Annotated in this window: 16 protein-coding genes and 1 other RNA gene; 8 read left to right on the top strand and 9 right to left on the bottom strand. The window is 55.6% G+C overall.

Features of this window, described 5'->3' with window-relative positions; translation table 11 throughout:
* Positions 1-197 precede the first annotated feature (197 nt).
* Positions 198-1,418, bottom strand: coding sequence for an aspartate kinase (locus H6A25_RS07965; protein ID WP_204751431.1), 1,221 nt, complete (start codon positions 1,416-1,418; stop codon positions 198-200).
* Between the two features lie 212 nt (positions 1,419-1,630).
* Between H6A25_RS07965 and ytvI the strand changes: the two genes are divergently transcribed.
* Positions 1,631-2,731 (top strand): sporulation integral membrane protein YtvI, encoded by a 1,101-nt coding sequence (ytvI, locus tag H6A25_RS07960; protein ID WP_204751430.1) that lies wholly within the window; start codon positions 1,631-1,633, stop codon positions 2,729-2,731.
* Here the strand turns inward: ytvI and ssrS are convergent.
* Both ssrS and H6A25_RS07950 read right to left on the bottom strand, forming a co-directional pair.
* Positions 2,731-2,937: non-coding RNA, 6S RNA (ssrS, locus tag H6A25_RS07955), on the bottom strand. The genes ytvI and ssrS overlap by 1 nt on opposite strands.
* Before the next feature lie 26 nt (positions 2,938-2,963).
* Positions 2,964-3,296 (bottom strand): DUF1292 domain-containing protein, encoded by a 333-nt coding sequence (locus H6A25_RS07950; protein WP_204751429.1) that lies wholly within the window; start codon positions 3,294-3,296, stop codon positions 2,964-2,966.
* 298 nt (positions 3,297-3,594) lie between these two features.
* Between H6A25_RS07950 and infC the strand changes: the two genes are divergently transcribed.
* The 6 genes from infC (at position 3,595) to H6A25_RS07920 (ending at position 9,049) form a co-directional block, all read left to right on the top strand.
* The gene (infC, locus tag H6A25_RS07945) at positions 3,595-4,107 is read left to right on the top strand and encodes a translation initiation factor IF-3 (protein ID WP_204751428.1); all 513 of its coding nucleotides are present in this window, start codon (positions 3,595-3,597) and stop codon (positions 4,105-4,107) included.
* Between the two features lie 40 nt (positions 4,108-4,147).
* Entirely contained in the window at positions 4,148-4,351 is a 204-nt protein-coding gene (gene rpmI / locus H6A25_RS07940) for a 50S ribosomal protein L35 (protein ID WP_118427757.1), read from the top strand.
* Positions 4,352-4,380: 29 nt separating this feature from the next.
* Positions 4,381-4,734, top strand: a complete 354-nt coding sequence (gene rplT / locus H6A25_RS07935; protein WP_204751427.1) for a 50S ribosomal protein L20 — start codon at positions 4,381-4,383, stop codon at positions 4,732-4,734.
* A 129-nt stretch (positions 4,735-4,863) separates the two neighbouring features.
* Positions 4,864-6,702 carry a DHHW family protein gene (locus H6A25_RS07930; RefSeq protein ID WP_204751426.1) on the top strand — a complete coding sequence of 613 codons (1,839 nt, stop codon included), beginning with the start codon at positions 4,864-4,866 and terminating at the stop codon, positions 6,700-6,702.
* 242 nt (positions 6,703-6,944) lie between these two features.
* Positions 6,945-8,330 (top strand): MATE family efflux transporter, encoded by a 1,386-nt coding sequence (locus H6A25_RS07925; protein WP_204751425.1) that lies wholly within the window; start codon positions 6,945-6,947, stop codon positions 8,328-8,330.
* A 152-nt stretch (positions 8,331-8,482) separates the two neighbouring features.
* A complete protein-coding gene (locus tag H6A25_RS07920) occupies positions 8,483-9,049 on the top strand; it encodes a 6-carboxytetrahydropterin synthase (RefSeq protein WP_204751424.1) in 567 nt (188 codons plus the stop codon).
* Positions 9,050-9,285: 236 nt separating this feature from the next.
* Here the strand turns inward: H6A25_RS07920 and H6A25_RS07915 are convergent, their stop codons facing one another.
* The 6 genes from H6A25_RS07915 to asd form a co-directional block, all read right to left on the bottom strand.
* A complete protein-coding gene (locus H6A25_RS07915) occupies positions 9,286-9,675 on the bottom strand; it encodes a (deoxy)nucleoside triphosphate pyrophosphohydrolase (RefSeq protein WP_204751438.1) in 390 nt (129 codons plus the stop codon).
* Between the two features lie 63 nt (positions 9,676-9,738).
* On the bottom strand, positions 9,739-10,563 hold the full coding sequence (gene proC, locus H6A25_RS07910) for a pyrroline-5-carboxylate reductase (protein ID WP_204751423.1): 825 nt from the start codon (positions 10,561-10,563) through the stop codon (positions 9,739-9,741).
* Positions 10,545-11,408, bottom strand: a complete 864-nt coding sequence (locus tag H6A25_RS07905) for a VanW family protein (protein ID WP_204751422.1) — start codon at positions 11,406-11,408, stop codon at positions 10,545-10,547. Before H6A25_RS07905 ends, proC begins: the two co-directional genes overlap by 19 nt.
* Before the next feature lie 9 nt (positions 11,409-11,417).
* Positions 11,418-12,239 (bottom strand): carbon-nitrogen hydrolase family protein, encoded by an 822-nt coding sequence (locus H6A25_RS07900; protein WP_204751421.1) that lies wholly within the window; start codon positions 12,237-12,239, stop codon positions 11,418-11,420.
* A 74-nt stretch (positions 12,240-12,313) separates the two neighbouring features.
* Positions 12,314-13,531 carry a M20/M25/M40 family metallo-hydrolase gene (locus H6A25_RS07895; RefSeq protein ID WP_204751420.1) on the bottom strand — a complete coding sequence of 406 codons (1,218 nt, stop codon included), beginning with the start codon at positions 13,529-13,531 and terminating at the stop codon, positions 12,314-12,316.
* Positions 13,532-13,612: 81 nt separating this feature from the next.
* Entirely contained in the window at positions 13,613-14,689 is a 1,077-nt protein-coding gene (gene asd / locus H6A25_RS07890) for an aspartate-semialdehyde dehydrogenase (RefSeq protein WP_204751419.1), read from the bottom strand.
* Between the two features lie 383 nt (positions 14,690-15,072).
* Here asd and H6A25_RS07885 point away from each other — a divergent pair, with 383 nt between their 5' ends.
* Positions 15,073-15,843: a threonine/serine exporter family protein gene (locus tag H6A25_RS07885; RefSeq protein WP_204751418.1), complete on the top strand. Its 771-nt coding sequence runs from the start codon at positions 15,073-15,075 to the stop codon at positions 15,841-15,843.
* The last annotated feature ends 15 nt before the right edge of the window (positions 15,844-15,858 follow it).

The raw sequence follows: 15,858 nt of genomic DNA, 5'->3' as shown, positions 1-15,858 counted from the left end.
GGGATCATACGCCCAATGGGCACGGGCCCGTGGGCCCGTTAGCGGGCCATGCTGTCCTTTTCACCGAAAAATTTATCATGTAGTGCCTGCATGCTTTCCCCATGGGAGCCTGGCTCCCATGGGGGCCCCATTTGAATAGATCCCTCCGGCAAAGCCGAAGGGATCATACGCCCAATGGGCACGGGCCCGAGGGCCCGTCAGCGGGCCATGCTGTCCTTTTCACCGAAAAATTTATCATGTAGTGCTTGCATGGCCCGCTGGGCATCCTGGCTTCGGATGATCACCGACACCTTGATCTCGCTGGTGGCGATGAACATAATATTGATCCCCGCTTCATACAAAGCCTGGAACATATCGGAAGCTACGCCGCTGCTGCCTGCCATACCGGCTCCCACAATGGAGATCTTGCTCACCTCCGGGTCCATGGACAGGCTGGCGTATTCCACATCCTTCTGCTCCCGGATGATGGACAGCGCCCGCTCACCCTGACGCTTCTCCACGGTGAAGCAGATATGTTTGCACCCGTTTTCCCCGGCAGACTGAACGATCATATCCACGCTGATTTTTTCCTTGGCCAGACGGTCAAAAATCTGATAGGCAATGCCGGGCACATCGGCGGTGCCGGTCAGGCTGATGACCGCCACATCCAGATCCCGGGCAATGCCGCTGACTGTTCTCCGTTCCATGGTCTCCTCCTTTACTACCGTTCCCGGCGCATCGGTAAAGCTGGAGCGCACCTCCAAAGGCACACCGTGGCGTTTGGCCATTTCCACCGACCGGTTGTGAAGCACCTGTGCTCCCATGGACGCCAGTTCCAGCATCTCGTCATAAGTGATGTCATCCAGTTTCCTGGCCCCTTCCACCATCCGGGGATCGGCGGTATAGACCCCATCCACATCGGTATAAATGATGCATTTTTCTGCACCCAATGCGGCGGCCAGAGCCACTGCCGTAGTGTCTGAACCGCCCCGGCCGATGGTGGTGATATCCTTTTGTTCATCCAGCCCCTGAAAACCGGCCACTACCACGATCTTTCCCTTTTCCATCTCTTCTTTCAGCCGGGCATTCTCCACAAACCGCACCCGGGCCACGGTGTGCTGGCTGTCGGTGCGCACGCCGGCCTGCCAGCCGGTGAGGGACACCGCCGGGCATCCCAGCTGATGAAGGGCCATGGCGAGCAGGGCAATGGAAATCTGCTCCCCGGTGGCAAGGAGCATATCCATCTCCCGGGGCGGCAGATCGCGGCCGATCTCCGCCGCTTTTTCCAACAGTTCATCGGTGGTATCTCCCTGGGCGGAGACCACTACCACCACCTGATGTCCCTGCTGCCAATTTTTTTTCGCAATGGCGGCCGCATGGAACAGGCGCTCTTTGCTCCCCACCGAGGTGCCGCCGAATTTCAATACCATCAAAGACACGCTATCGTCCTCCAATATCTGAGGCGCGGGCCAAAGCCTATGCTCCGGCCTGCCGATTCATTACCAGTATATGAGCCCCCGTGCCAAAGGGCCGCTCTTCCTCTCCACATTTTAAAGGGGCTTTCTGTTTTTTTAAAGAGCAATGTTACATAATATTTTTAAAGCTGCCTGAGAGACTTTTGCCCATTGTCCCATAAAAGGAGTGAAACCCTGTGCATCTGCATGAAAACCGAGCCATTGACCTGCTGCTCAAGCTGATCTATCTTCTGCTCATCGCCGGAGGAGTGTGGCTGTTTTTCCGCTATTTCTTCGACTGGGTACTGCCGCTGGCCATCGCCTATCTCCTCTCCCGTCTGATCCAGAAGCCGGTGGCTTTCCTTCAGCAAAAATGCCGGCTTCCCCGGAATATGGCGGCCTTCCTTTGCACCATTCTCGCCGCAGGGATTCTGGGATTAAGTGTTTATTTTGTGCTGTCCCGCCTTTTTATGGAAGCCCTGGCCCTTTTCCAGGCCCTTCCCATCTATCTGGAAGATCTGCCCCAAAAGCTGGAGCAGGCCAATCAGGCTCTGGGGCAATGGGCTGCCCGGTGGCATCTCTCCTTCATCGACCCGGCCCTCTTATCCTTTGAAACCCTTCTGGCCCAGATCAAACCGCCCTCTGTGGATGTGACCCAGATTCTGAGCACCCTGGGATCGGCAGCCACCGGCCTGCCTTCGGCGCTTCTTACCCTGGCATTTATCCTGCTGGGCACCTATTTTATGAGCGGCGAACAGCACCGGATCTCCGGCTTTCTGGCCCGATGCCTGGGGGAAAAGGGCACACAGCTATGCCGGCAGCTGCGCTCCTTTCTCTATGAAAGCATGGGAAAGTGGCTGCGGGCCCAGTGCATCCTCATCTGCATCACCTTCTGTGAGCTTTCGGTAGGATTCTTCCTTTTAAAGCTGCCCTATGCCGGGCTTTTGGCCTTGCTCACCGCCCTCATTGACGCCCTGCCCATTCTGGGCGCAGGTACCATACTGCTGCCCTGGGCTTTCTTTTCCTTGCTCCTGGGGCAAAAGGGCCTGGCCCTGGGACTGGGGCTGCTTTACGCAGTGATGCTTCTGGCACGCAGCCTCCTGGAGCCCCGCATCGTGGGAGCCCAGCTGGGCCTTGACCCCTTTGTCACATTGCTGTGCATCTATTTTGGCTTCCGGATCGCAGGTCTTGCCGGCATGTTCATTCTGCCGGTGGTGGTGCTCACCGCTTTGAAACTGAAGGAATGGGGCTGTTTCCCTTTGGGAAAGGACACTGGATCTTCCCATGGAATGCAATAAAAAAGCCCCTTTTGCCCTGGCGACACCGGACCCGTAGTAACCTGCTCTTTCCGCAGGTGGGTCCGCTCTTCGCTGTTTCAGCGCTTCCAACTTCCGACTCTCCGAAGAGGGCGGGAGGCCTGCAATCCGCAGCGAAATACGCGGTCCCGTTTCGTTACTTTGTGGGTTAAAATGGATCCGGCGCCGCCAGCGCAAAAGGGGCGGCAAATCTTATGATATGGAGATAAGAAGATCAATATCCCTCTTTCCGGGCTTCTTCTTCCTCCAGCTCTTCGTAATAATCCTCCAGACGCTGGGAGAAGATCTCAAACACCTTTTCCAGCAGGTCTTCCTCTTCCACGGTGGCCAGGATCTCTTCTCCTGTCTGCTCATCGGGCTCCACCCGCAGGATCATCAGTTCGTATTCATCAGAGAGAGACATCTCGGCCGGGATGAAGGCCATATAGGTCTCTCCTTCATATTCCAGAGTGTCCAAGTGCTCCAGCTCCAGCTGATTGCCCTCATCATCGGTGAGGGTGAGAAAATCATTGCCGTAGCCGTCTTGGTTTTGGCTCAATGTGCTCATAAAGCATCTATCCCGCCGGAAGATCCGGCTTTTCCTTTCGGTTTTGTTTTTATCTTTCGTTTTTATTATTATACCACAATCAGGGCAAAGAAAAAGAGTTGACACAAAAAGATTTCGCTGGTATACTATCTTTGGTAAAACAAAGCAGGGCTGACCGCCCTCACCCTCATGGCTGACAGAAAGGGTTAAGACTGGATTTCTCTTTTCTTTTTGGGGAAAGAGCGGTTTTTGTAGCTTAGGCGGTCGCTTTGCGCCTGAGCTTTTTTCATTTTCAAGGAGGTGCTTTTACATTAGCATCATGGAACATCAAATCAACGAGGAAATCCGGGAAAAGGAAGTCCGGCTGATCGACAGCGAGGGCCAGCAGCTGGGGATCATGTCCCTCCAGAAGGCGCTGGAAGCCGCCGAAGAAAAGGGACTCGACCTGGTGAACATCTCCCCCAAGGCCAATCCCCCCGTCTGCAAGATCATGGACTATGGCAAGTTCCGCTTTGAGCAGGCTAAAAAAGAGAAGGAAGCCAAGAAAAATCAGCGCATTGTGGAAGTCAAAGAGATCCGCTTTTCTCCGAAGATCGATGTGCATGATTTCGAGGTAAAAGCCCGCAACGCCACCAAGTTCCTCACCGGCGGCGACAAGGTGAAGGTCACCGTCCGCTTCCGCGGCCGTGAAATGGCTCACACCCAGATCGGTATGGATCTGCTGAAGAAGTTCGCCGAAACCTGCAAGGAAGTGGGCAATGTGGAAAAAGAGCCCAAGCTGGAGGGCCGCCAGATGATCATGTTCCTGGCCCCCGTCAAGAAAAAACCATAACGGCTGTGCCGTTTGTTTTAAGAGAGGAGTTTCAAAAGCTATGCCGAAGATCAAAACTCATACAGGCGCCAAAAAAAGATTTAAGCTGACCAAGTCCGGCAAAATCAAGCACGGTTCCATCAACAGACGCCATTTCAACAATGGCCATGGCTATACCGCCAAGAGAAGACGCCAGCTGCGCAAGGCTGACTATGTGGATTCCACCAAGGCCGCTCAGATCAAGCGTCTGCTGCCCTACAACTAAACAAAGCATACACAGGAGGCTGAAATACAATGGCTAGAGTAAAAGGCGCGATGATGACGCGCAAAAGAAGAAAAAAGACCCTCAAGCTGGCGAAAGGCTACTGGGGCAATAAAAAGAACCATTACAAGGTTGCCAATCAGCAGGTGATGAAGTCCCTGAAGTATGCCTATGTGGGCAGAAAGCTGAAAAAGCGCGACTTCAGAAGACTGTGGATCACCCGTATCTCTGCGGCTTGTGCCCAGAACGGCATCAACTATTCCCGCTTCATGAACGGCCTGAAGAAGGCTGGTATCGGTCTGAACCGGAAGATGCTGGCCGAGCTGGCTGTGTCCGATATGGCTGCTTTCACCTCCCTGGTGGAAAAGGCCAAGGCTGCTCTGTAAATTTTATCGTTTATCAAAAAGCGAGACAAAATGTCTCGCTTTTTTCTTTTGCAGGACGGGAACTTTTCCCTCTCCCCTTCGTCTAAAGAAGGCACGAACCTCTATGAGACCGAAAGGAGACTGTATCCCATGAACAAAAAGCATTACCTGGCCCGGCCTGCGGCCGCAGCCCTTTCCCTTACCATGCTGTGGAGCGCCGTTTCCGCCGCTTCCTTCAGCGACATCCAGGGCCACTGGGCTGAGGAGAATATCTCCCGCTGGGTGGAAGCCGGCAAACTGGGCGGCTATGAGGACGGCACTTTCCGTCCCGACAACAACATCACCCGGGCGGAATTTGCCAACATTCTGGCCAACCTGCTCTCTCCGGCGGCCGAAACTCCCGAAAGCCCCTTCTCCGATGTGAAGGAAGGAGATTGGTACTATGCCGCTGTCACCAAACTGCTGGCCTATGGCGTCGTTTCGGAAGATACTTCCTTCCGTCCCTCCCAGAATATCACCCGCCAGGATGCCATGACCATGGCCGGGCGTGCTTTCCGCATCACCTCGGCAAACGCCGATGTGCTGGACAAGTTCTCTGATGGAGAGCAGGTGGCCGCTTATGCCCAGTCCTCTGTGGCCGGTTTTGTGGAAGAAGGCTATCTGGGCGGCTATCCCGACGGCACCCTCCGTCCTCTGGCCAACATCACCCGGGCGGAAAGCGTCAAGCTGCTGGATTCCCTGGGCCTGGTTCACGATGCCGATTCCCTGGAAGGGATCATTGAACGCACCTATGCCGGTCTGGAAGATCCCGATGCCATTCCTATGGTGACCACCACCCCCATCACCGATGAGACCGCCGAATACTTCCTGGGCCTGAAAGATCTGTCCCAGGTTTCTGAAGCGGTGGCTTCGGAAGCGGCCATTGGCTCTATCCCCCACTCGGTGTGCCTGGTGCGGGCCAAGGACGGCGTGGATGTGGAAGCTCTGAAAGAAGAAATCCGCACTTCGGTGAATCCCCGGAAGTGGATCTGCGTGGGCGTGGAGCGCGAGGACATCGTCATGGCCAACCAGGGCAACCTGATCCTGATGGTCATCAACCCCGATATCCCCCAGCAGATCGCCGACAGCTTCATGAAGCTGGACCTTTCCCCCAAACTCACACCGGACGCCAACGGCCTGATCCAGTATGAGGACTATTACATGGATGATATCGGCACTCTGCGGCCCGATTCGGTGAAAAATTTTGCCGCGAAGATCGAAAACCTGGCTGCCGATCAGCTGAAAGAAGCGGCCAACCTGTACTATTCCGTCATCCCCAGCAAATCCTATTTTGTCAATGACAAGCTGGAGACCTCCTTTGACTATGACCAGATGAAGTCCATTCTGGGCGAGAATGTGAAGAGCGCTCAGTATATCGACCTGTTCGGCGCACTTCAGCTGGAGGACTACTACAAGACCGATCCCCACTGGCGCCAGGAATGCCTGCAGGATGTGGTGGATGCTCTGGGCAATGTGATGGGCTTCTCTGTTGACCTGTCTACCTTCACCCAGAACACCACCATCGAAGGCATCACCGGCCAGCACGGCCAGGGCAAGGATGGCTTCCCCACCGAGACCCTGACCTATCTCACCTCCGCCGCCATGGAGCAGGTCAAGGTGGATAACTGGGATGAGACCGCTCCCGCTGCCATTTACGATGTGGCCGCTCTGGAGGGAGACTCCCCCTACGATGTGTTCCTCTCCGGCCCCACGCCCCTGGTAACGCTGGAAAACCCCAACGCCACCTTGGATAAGGAGCTGGTGATCTTCCGGGATTCCTATTCCTGCAGCCTGGCTCCCCTGCTGGTGGAGCAGTACAAGACCGTTACGCTGGTGGATCTGCGCTATATGATGAGCTCCTTCCTGCCCCAGTATGTGGACTTTGCCGGCAAAGATGTGCTCTTCCTCTATAACGAGCAGGTGGTCAACCACAGCGAAATGCTCAAGTAAATACACCTCTCCCCTTGCAGACTCCTGCCTGGGGGAAAACCGCACCGGGGAAAAAAATTTTTCCCCGGTGTTTTTTTTGTAAAGTTCCTGCAAAACCAGAGGATATCCTGTGAAAAAGTTGCGAAAATGAAACAACTGGATTGTGCTGGTTTTTGCCCCCTCTTGCGGCGCTGTGAAGGGGTGTGTTAGTATGGGGGCAAGGGAGCTGCCGCTCCCCCATCAAAAAGGGAAGGATGGGGAAGATGGACAAAAAGCAAGTCAACCGGGATATTTTCAAAATGGTACTGCCGATTATCATTGAGAATATGCTCCAGATGTCTGCCGGACTGGTGACCACGGCCATGATCGGACGGCTGATGGCCGATGACATTGCCGCTCAGGGTGTGGGCAACCGAATCATCAACACCTTCTGGGCTCTCTTCAAAGGCATCGGCATCGGCGCTACGGTCATTGTGGCCCTGCGCTATGGCCAGCAGCGATGGGATCAATGCCGGCGTACGGTGGAGCAGGCCTATGTGACGGTCATCCCCGTCTCCCTGCTTTGTGTGCTGGGCACATTGATTTTCCTTGACCCGATCCTTCATCTCTTTACCCAGGATCAGGCTTTGCTGGATACCGCCCGGGGCTTTGCCCGCATCGCCATTTTCGCTGTGCCCTTTATGGCCCTGTCCAGTCTGAACGCCGCCGCCTTCAACGGCCACGGCAACACCAAAACCCCTATGTACATCGCCTTTTTGATGAATGGGGTCAATATCGTCCTGGGCTTTTTGCTGATCTTCGGCCCTGGCCCTCTTCCGGCCCTGGGGCTTACCGGCGCTGCCATCAGCACCCTTTGCTCCTGGATGACAGGCGGACTCACCGGCCTTTTTCTTCTCTATGCCCCCAAAGGCTATTTCAGCCATGAAATCCACAACCAGTCCTTTTTCTCTCTGGACAAACATGTGCTGGCCCAGATCTATAAAACCGGCATCCCTGCCGCCTGTGAAAATGTATTCTGGCAGCTTTCGGCCATTGTGCTGAGCAATGTGATCCTGGGCTACGGCAGCGCCGCTTTCGCCGCTTACAACCTGGGACTTCAGGCCGAGACCATCTGCGAAATGCCGGGCATCGGCTTTGTCACGGCATCCACCGCCCTGGCGGCCCGGGCCATCGGCATGAATGACGATGCCCTGTACCGGCTGTACTTCAAACAGATGCGGAAGTTCTCCTTCTTCACCGGCGTCTTTGCCAGCGTGGCCCTCTTTACCTTTGCCGGCGGCTTTATGACATTGCTCACCGACAAAGGGGAGATCCAGGCCCTGGGCCAGGTCTATGTGTTCATCATGGGCTTCGCCCAGATCCCTCAGGACCTGGCCAAGGTCTATAACGGCACCATCCGCTCGGCGGGCTACCGGAATGTGCCCATGACGGTGTCTTTTGTGGGCATCTGGTGTGTGCGTGTGCCTATGGCCGTGATCTGCGGCAAACTTCTTCACCTGGATCTGTCTTTTATCTGGATCGCCATTGCCCTGGATCAGATCGTGCGTATTCTGATCAACATGGCTATTTTCCAGAAAAAACGAGTGATCGATGTGATCTCCGATGGGCGAGCCGCTCGCCTTCAGGGCGAAAAAACCTCTGTATCATGATTTTGAAAATCCCCTCACCGCCGGTGAGGGGATTTTTTTGTCCAAAAAATTCTTGACAATGGGGGATTCCTTGTGTATATTAGAAATAGAATAATTCTAATTCTTATTTCTTCAGGACTTCCTGGAAATTCATTTACAAGGAGGACAATGCTATGCGAAGCATCACCACACTGGATCTGCAATACGCCCATCGTTTTTACGGCTTCAAGGGAGAGGCCCAATATCTCCACGGCCACACCGGTGTTCTGACCATCGAGGTAGAAGACACCATCGAACCTGGGGTCAACATGGTTTTCCCCTGCAACGAAATTCAAAAGACCGCCTGGGAAGTGCTGAAGAACTTTGACCACGCTCTCATCCTGCGGGAAGACGATCCTTTGCTCCCCGCTGTTCTCCAGGTGTATGAGGACCAGGGCATCCGCAACGGCGCTCCCCAGAACCAGATGAAAGGCCCCGCTTTCCAGACCGAGCTGGCCAAGGCCTACCCCGAATGCCGCCTGGTGGTCACCAAGGAGACCCTGACGGTGGAAGGCATGATCAAAATCGTTTATGATCTGCTGAAGGACAAGCTGAATATCGCCAAGATCACCTTCACCAGCGGTGTCAATGCCGCTTCTGCGGAATTTGTCACCAAGAACCAGATCGACCGCTGCCCCCTGTGCGGCATCGCCCTGAATGAAAAAGGCATCTGCCCCAAGTGCGGCTATCAAAAGAAATAACTTCCTCCTGTTCTATAGATCAAAAGCCCTGGCCGTGCGGCCAGGGCTTTGCGTATCGGAAAAGTGGCAAAATCCACTTTTTCGAGTTTTTGCAAGGGGCTGCATGCACGCTTTGGCGCACACTTGCCCCTTGAAAGGTGCAAAAAGCTGCGCACAGGTCGCAGCTTTTTGCGGATTGATGAGGGGAAGGGCACATATTTCTCTCCAACTGGATCAGTTTTTCGACAGTCTGTCTATTATCCTTTTCCTTCCCGACGCAGTTTGTCCAGTATCACCTGATCGGCAGGGCAGAAGGGGTAATTTGTGATCTCCGCCGGAGTGATCCACCGCAGATCCTGATGCTCCAGCTTTTGGGGGATTCCCCGGACAATGGAAGCGTGAAACAAGGTGAGATGCACCGTGAGATCGGTATACTCGTGGGTTACCTCCAAAAAGACATCCCCCACCTGAATCTCCACATCCAGCTCTTCCCGGCACTCCCGGATCAGTGCTTGCTCCTTACTTTCCCCAGGCTCGGTCTTTCCCCCTACAAATTCCCACAAAAGCCCCCGGGCTTTGTGCTCCGGCCTCTGGCCGATGAGAAACCGATCCCCTTCCCAGATCAGCGCTGCCACCACCTCTGTCATGTTCTGCTCCTTTCTTTTGACCAAAAAAGGGCTTCCCGATTTGCAGGAAGCCCTTTTTGCCCCTTATTTGCCCAGCTTCTTGTTTTTCTCCGCAGACCCGGCCACGGCCTGGATGCAGGCGCTGCGCAGGCCGCCTTCCTCCAGTTTGGAGACGCCCACAATGGTGGAGCCTCCGGGGGAGCAAACAGCATCCTTCAGCGCACCGGGATGCTGACCGCTCTGGAGCACCAGGGAAGCGGCGCCCAGCACGGCCTGGGCCACATAGGTCATAGCCTTCTGCCGGGGCACGCCGGCCATAACAGCGCCATCGGCCAGACCTTCCATAAAGAGATAGGCAAAGGCGGGCACGCAGCCGGAAGCCGCTCCGGCCGCATCGGCCAGATTCTCACCGATCCGGTCAAACCGGCCCGACTGGGCCATGATGGTTTCAAACTCATCCACCAGTTCCGGCTTGCAGCATTCCGGATGAACCAGGGTCATGCCCTTGCCGATGGCCGCGGGGGTATTGGGCATAATACGCAGCATGGGTACGCGCTGAGAAAGGCCCAAATGCTGGTACATACTCTCCATGGTGACCCCTGCAGCCATGGAAACCAGAACCTTTTCTTCTCCCTGATCCATGCATTCCTTCACCACCGGGGCGATCTGGCGCAGCACTTCCGGTAGAATATGGGGTTTGACCCCCAGCATGATGAATTTGCTCTGGCGGGCCACCTCTTCATTGGTGAGCACCACCTGGCAGCCCACTTCTTTTGCCAGAGCCTGGGCCTTGGCCGGGGTGTGATTGGTTACCACCACCTGCTGGGGATCGATGCCTTTGCAAGCCGCCCGCACCAGAGCCGATCCCATGTTGCCTGTGCCGATGAATCCTATTGTGTACTGGAACATTTGCTTTCGTCCTCTCTTTCTTCCTTTTGCCGGATGGCGCTTTGGGGCACATAACTGTGATCATAGAGCACCCGGGCCCGGTTGCGCATCAGAAGAGTGTCTTCATACTTTCCTGTTTTCTTGTCCACTTTCCGGCGATAAATGGTATTATGGCGGTAAAGTTCCGCCCCTTCCTTTTCAAAATACTCGTCCTCCACCCGGAGGTGCCAGCAATAGGGCAGCGCCTCCTGGCACCGCAGCTGGCCGTGGAGATATTCCCCATCGATAAAGGCTTTCAGCTGAAAAACCTGCCGGGTGTCGTTTCGCACCCGGTAATCCAGGTAATTATAGGCAATGGAAGTTCCCACCCCGAAGGGCACCTGACGGCCAAAATCGGGGAACAGATCCATGCTGTCATGATGGTGATGCTCCAGAATGGTCAAGGGGCTGTGAAGCACCATGAAATGGATGAGATTTGTAAATTGGCACATTCCGCCTCCCACGCCCTGGCCTACCTGTCCCTTGCCGATGGTCATGCCCGTCTGATAGCCTTTGCGTCGGGTGCATCGGCCCACCAGATGCCAAAAGGAAAAGGTCTCCCCGGGATAGATCAGAATCCCATCCACCCGTGGAGCGGCCAGGGTCAAATTTACCTTTTTGTTTTGCTGCAAAGCCATATCCACATCCCCCAACCGGCGGAGGATGAGGGATTTGTGGTCATAGATCAGCTGAGGCAATGGTTCTTTCTGAACTGTCTTGGCAAAAGGACCCTGGGAAAGGTCTTTCATCTTCCGGCGAAGGATCTCCTTTTCCTGGGAGATGCGATAGGCCCAGGGGCCCCACTGGCAAAAGAGCTTTCTGGCCATAGGCGCCTCCTATTTCAGTTCACGCACCTGATATACATCCTCCCGGCGGGCAGAAAGCAGCGGCAGCTGCTGACGCACCTGCTGTACCTGCTCCATATCCAGCTCCACCACCTGGAAAGTTTCTTCCGCCCCGGCCCGCCACAAAACATCCCCCCAGGGGGAGACGGCAATGGAATTGCCATAGGACACATAGCAGCCCTTTTCATCCCGGGCCGGAGCCGCACCCACGGTGTAGCACTGGCCGTCCACTGCCCGCTGGCGGAAAAGAAGCTCCCAGTGGGCCGGGCCTGTGGTCATATTAAAGGCCGCCGGCACCACCAGCACCTGGGCCCCTCCCAGCACCATCAGCCGGGAAAGCTCGGGGAAGCGGAAATCAAAACAGATGCAAAGGCCGATTTTTCCCCAAGGGGTGTCAAATACCGTCACTTCGTCCCCGGCGGTAAAGGTATCCGACTCTTTGAAACTCTGGCCGCCCTTGACATCGATGTCAAACAAATGCATTTTCCGGTGGCGGGCCACCTGGCGTCCCTCCGGATCAAACACAAAGGAAGTGTTGTAAACCTTCCCCTCCTCATCGATCTCCGGGATGGAGCCGCCCACCAGCCACAGCTGATTGTCCTTTGCCATACAGGACAAGGCCTGCCAGCTCTTTCCTTTTACAGGCTCGGCATACGGCCGGAAATAATCGTTGGAATAAGGGCCGTTGAAAATTTCCGGAAGCACGGCGATATCCGCTTCCTTTTCCTTGCATTTCTTTACAAATTCTGCCGCCCGGAGAAGGTTTTCTTCCTTGTCCATTCCGGCTCCCATCTGGATCAATCCGATCTTCATGCTGTCCCTCCCTTATCCTTTTGTGCCCGGCGCCCGGACAGAGTGCCCGGGCGCCGGAAAACAGGCGGTTGTTTTTATTTCTTTTTGACGATCACACCGTCGCAGACTCCCTCCAGACCGGTGAGGGCCAGAAGCATCAGCAGAGAATGGGCCGGGCCAGGGTAATTGGGATCGGGCCGGTACCATTCCTCCGGGTTGTGGCAGTTGCCGCCGGTGCCGCCGTAACCCAGCACAGCCGCGGGGACACCCAGGCTCACCGGCACATTGCAGTCGGTGCTGCCGGCCTCGGAGATGTGCATGGTCTTGCCCATGGCCTCCATCACCTGGGAGAAGGTCTCCGCCATGATGCCATCATGGGGCTGAGAACCAGCCGGGCGGTCGCCGATTTTCTCAATGATCACATTCACATGATCTTCATGCTTCCAGTGATCGGTCTCCTCCTGGGCGGCCTTACGGGCCATATCCAGAATGGTGCTTTCCAGCTTCTCCAGCTCCTGGGCGCTGTTGGAGCGGATATCCACCAGCATATGGGTCTCGCAGGGAATGGAGTTGATGGAAGTGCCGCCGGAGACCACACCCACATTGAAGGTGGTCTTGGGCTCTTTCAGACCGTGAAGCTCCGAGATGGCGGCAATGGCCCGGCCCATGGCGTGGATGGGATTGGGCTTGCCGAAAGCGCCAAAGCTGTGGCCTCCTTCGGCGGTGTAGGTGATCTTGTACCGCTTGCTGCCGGTGGCATCCAGCAAAATCTCCTCCACGCCCCAGTGGTCTAGGGACACAAAGGCATCGATGGGCAGAGTGCGGAACAGCTCCTTGGTGCCCCGCAGATCGCCCAGGCCCTCTTCGCCCACATTGCCGCAAAGCAGCAAATTGGCGCGGGGCTTCAAACCGGTCTCCTGGAAAGCCCGGGCCAGACTGAGCACTTCGGCCAGAGCCCGGGTGTCATCACAGATGCCGGGGCAGTGGTAAACGCCGTCCTTCTCCTTCACTTCCAAAGGCAAAGTGCGGGGAAAAACGGTATCCAGATGCCCGGCCACCATCACAGTGGGAGCTTCCGGATCAGTGCCGGGAATTTTAACATATACATTGCCCACTTTATCGATGACGGGCTCATATCCCATTTCCCGCAGACGGCGGGCAAAATCCTCCGTCCGCTCTCCTTCGTCATTGGAGGGGGCCGGAATGGTGACGATCTCCAGCTGTTCCTTCAGGATATTGCCTGCATCCTGTTTCAGATAATCCAGAGCCTTCTGGACTTTTTCCTCCGCCAGGAGTTTCTGCACATTGTTCATGTTTCTTTCTCCCCTTTCCATAGTCTGCACAGCCCGCCCTGGGGCGGGCTGGTTTTCCCTTGACGCAGTTTATTCCATTTTTCAGATGTAGTTCTGGGCACACAGAAGCTCGGCCAGCAGCACGGCGCCGCCCGCCGCTCCCCGCAGAGTGTTGTGGGACAGGCAGACGAACTTATAGTCATACTGGCAGTCGGGACGCAGACGCCCCACCGACACCGCCATGCCATGTTCCAGCTGCCGGTCCAGACGGGGCTGGGGACGATCGGGCTCGGTGAAATAGTGGATGAACTGCTTGGGAGCCGAGGGCAGCTTCAGCCGCTGGGGCTCACCGGCAAAGTTCTTCCAATCCTCCAGGATCTGCTCCACGGTGGGCTTATTTTCAAAGCGAACGAACACCGCAGCCAGATGGCCGTCGGACACCGGCACCCGGATGCACTGGGAAGTGATGGAGGGAGAGGTTGCATTGGCGATTTTGTCTCCATCCACCCGGCCCCAGATCTTGAGAGGCTCCTGCTCGCTCTTTTCCTCCTCCCCGCCGATATAGGGATTCACATTGTCCAGCATCTCCGGCCAGGTCTCAAAGGTCTTGCCAGCGCCGGAAATGGCCTGATAGGTACAGGCCAGCACATCCTTCACCCCATACTTCATCAGGGGATGGATGGCAGGCACATAGCTTTGCAGCGAGCAGTTGGATTTCACCGCCACAAACCCCCGCTGGGTTCCCAGACGGCGGCGCTGGGCATGGATGATCTCCGCATGCTCCGGATTGATCTCCGGAATGACCATGGGCACATCCGGAGTACCCCGGTGGGCACTGTTGTTGGACACCACCGGCACTTCGGCTTTGGCATAGGCCTCCTCCAGCGCCCGGATCTCCTCCTTTTTCATATCCACGGCACAAAAGACGAAATCCACTTCCGCCTTCATGCCTTCCACATCCTGGGCATCTTTCACAATGATATCCCGCATATTGGCCGGCACGGGGGTATCCATAAACCACCGGCCTTCCACCGCCTGGGCATAGGTCTTTCCCGCACTGCGGCCAGAGGCGGCAATGGCGGTCACATGGAACCAGGGATGATTTTCCAGCAGTGTGGCAAAGCGCTGGCCCACCATGCCGGTGCCGCCTACAATGCCCACCCGATAGCTTTTGTTCATAGCCGATCCACTCCTTTATTGCATCTTGGCTAAATGCTCATGCCTCACATACTCTATGCGTCCTCCCCGGGACGCGGCCCCTTTTCCGGGGGGGATTTTTCCTTCTTCTTTCTCGTTTCAGTATAGCATAGCCCCCCCTTGCTTTCAAGCGCCGCAGGGTTTCGCTATATACTTCAGAATCTCGACAAAAAATTTGGAGTTTATCCTCTTTACTCTAAAACTTTTTTATTCTTAGTGAAAATACATGAAATATTTTTATGCTCCTCCCCTTTTTTCCCACATCTCCGGTCTTTTCATTCGGAAAGCCATACAGTATAATATTTTCAGTTGGAAACACCGGGGAAGAAAGCCTTTATACCCGGTTTTTAGGGAGGAGAGAGCCTATGGAGCAGCGTATCGATTATCAGGAGCTTTTGGACATTGCCACCCGGGTGGGAGTTTCCCTTCTGAAAAACGGAGCGGAGATCTACCGTGTGGAAGATTCCATCCAGCGCATTGTGGCGGCCTATGGGGTCAAAGAGGTGGATGTTTTTGCCGTCCCCACCACCATCATCGTCACCATCAACCCTCCCGAGGGCAAAACGCTTACCAAAACCAAACGGATCTACAGCCGCTCCACCGATCTGGATCGGATCTACCGGCTCAATGACCTGTCTTTTGATATTGTAGAGGAACGGCCCGCCTTTGATGAGATCGAGCGGCGGCTGAAAGCCATTGTATCACAGCCGGCCTATCCCCTTCCTGTTCAGGTGTTTGCCTGTGCTCTGGCCGCCTTCGGCTTTACCCTGTTTTTCGGCGGCAATCGGATGGACGCCCTTTGCTCCCTGACGCTGGGCGCGGCTATCCGGCTCATTGGCTACGGCATGGATCTGTTCCATACCAACGGCTTTTTCATCAACACCATTTCCAGCGCGGTCACCGCTTTTCTGGCGGTGTTCTGGGTGGAGATCGGTGTAGCCAGCCACATTGACAAAATGGTCATCGGCGCCATTATGAATCTGGTGCCCGGCGTGGCCATCACCAACTCCATGCGGGATATTATCGCCGGCGATCTTCTGGCTGGCCAGGCCAAACTGGTGGAGGCCCTCTTTATCGCCACCGCCATCGCTCTCGGCGCCGGTATGGTGCTCTCCCTCCATCGGCTGTTTTTCTAACCAAAAGAAAGGAGC

The sequence above is a fragment of the Intestinimonas butyriciproducens genome (assembly GCF_016901775.1).
Classification (GTDB): domain Bacteria; phylum Bacillota; class Clostridia; order Oscillospirales; family Butyricicoccaceae; genus Pseudobutyricicoccus.
The sequence above is the reverse complement of the archived record's forward strand: the minus strand, read 5'-3'. Positions and strand labels throughout refer to the sequence as shown.

Bases quoted from the DNA above. Each gene is read 5' to 3' on its own strand.
- H6A25_RS07950 (WP_204751429.1), bottom strand. From the start codon at position 3,296: ATGAGCACATTGAGCCAAAACCAAGACGGCTACGGCAATGATTTTCTC.
- infC (WP_204751428.1), top strand. From the start codon at position 3,595: ATGGAACATCAAATCAACGAGGAAATCCGGGAAAAGGAAGTCCGGCTG.
- rpmI (WP_118427757.1), top strand. From the start codon at position 4,148: ATGCCGAAGATCAAAACTCATACAGGCGCCAAAAAAAGATTTAAGCTG.
- rplT (WP_204751427.1), top strand. From the start codon at position 4,381: ATGGCTAGAGTAAAAGGCGCGATGATGACGCGCAAAAGAAGAAAAAAG.
- H6A25_RS07930 (WP_204751426.1), top strand. From the start codon at position 4,864: ATGAACAAAAAGCATTACCTGGCCCGGCCTGCGGCCGCAGCCCTTTCC.
- H6A25_RS07925 (WP_204751425.1), top strand. From the start codon at position 6,945: ATGGACAAAAAGCAAGTCAACCGGGATATTTTCAAAATGGTACTGCCG.
- H6A25_RS07920 (WP_204751424.1), top strand. From the start codon at position 8,483: ATGCGAAGCATCACCACACTGGATCTGCAATACGCCCATCGTTTTTAC.
- H6A25_RS07915 (WP_204751438.1), bottom strand. From the start codon at position 9,675: ATGACAGAGGTGGTGGCAGCGCTGATCTGGGAAGGGGATCGGTTTCTC.
- proC (WP_204751423.1), bottom strand. From the start codon at position 10,563: ATGTTCCAGTACACAATAGGATTCATCGGCACAGGCAACATGGGATCG.
- H6A25_RS07905 (WP_204751422.1), bottom strand. From the start codon at position 11,408: ATGGCCAGAAAGCTCTTTTGCCAGTGGGGCCCCTGGGCCTATCGCATC.
- H6A25_RS07900 (WP_204751421.1), bottom strand. From the start codon at position 12,239: ATGAAGATCGGATTGATCCAGATGGGAGCCGGAATGGACAAGGAAGAA.
- H6A25_RS07895 (WP_204751420.1), bottom strand. From the start codon at position 13,531: ATGAACAATGTGCAGAAACTCCTGGCGGAGGAAAAAGTCCAGAAGGCT.
- asd (WP_204751419.1), bottom strand. From the start codon at position 14,689: ATGAACAAAAGCTATCGGGTGGGCATTGTAGGCGGCACCGGCATGGTG.
- H6A25_RS07885 (WP_204751418.1), top strand. From the start codon at position 15,073: ATGGAGCAGCGTATCGATTATCAGGAGCTTTTGGACATTGCCACCCGG.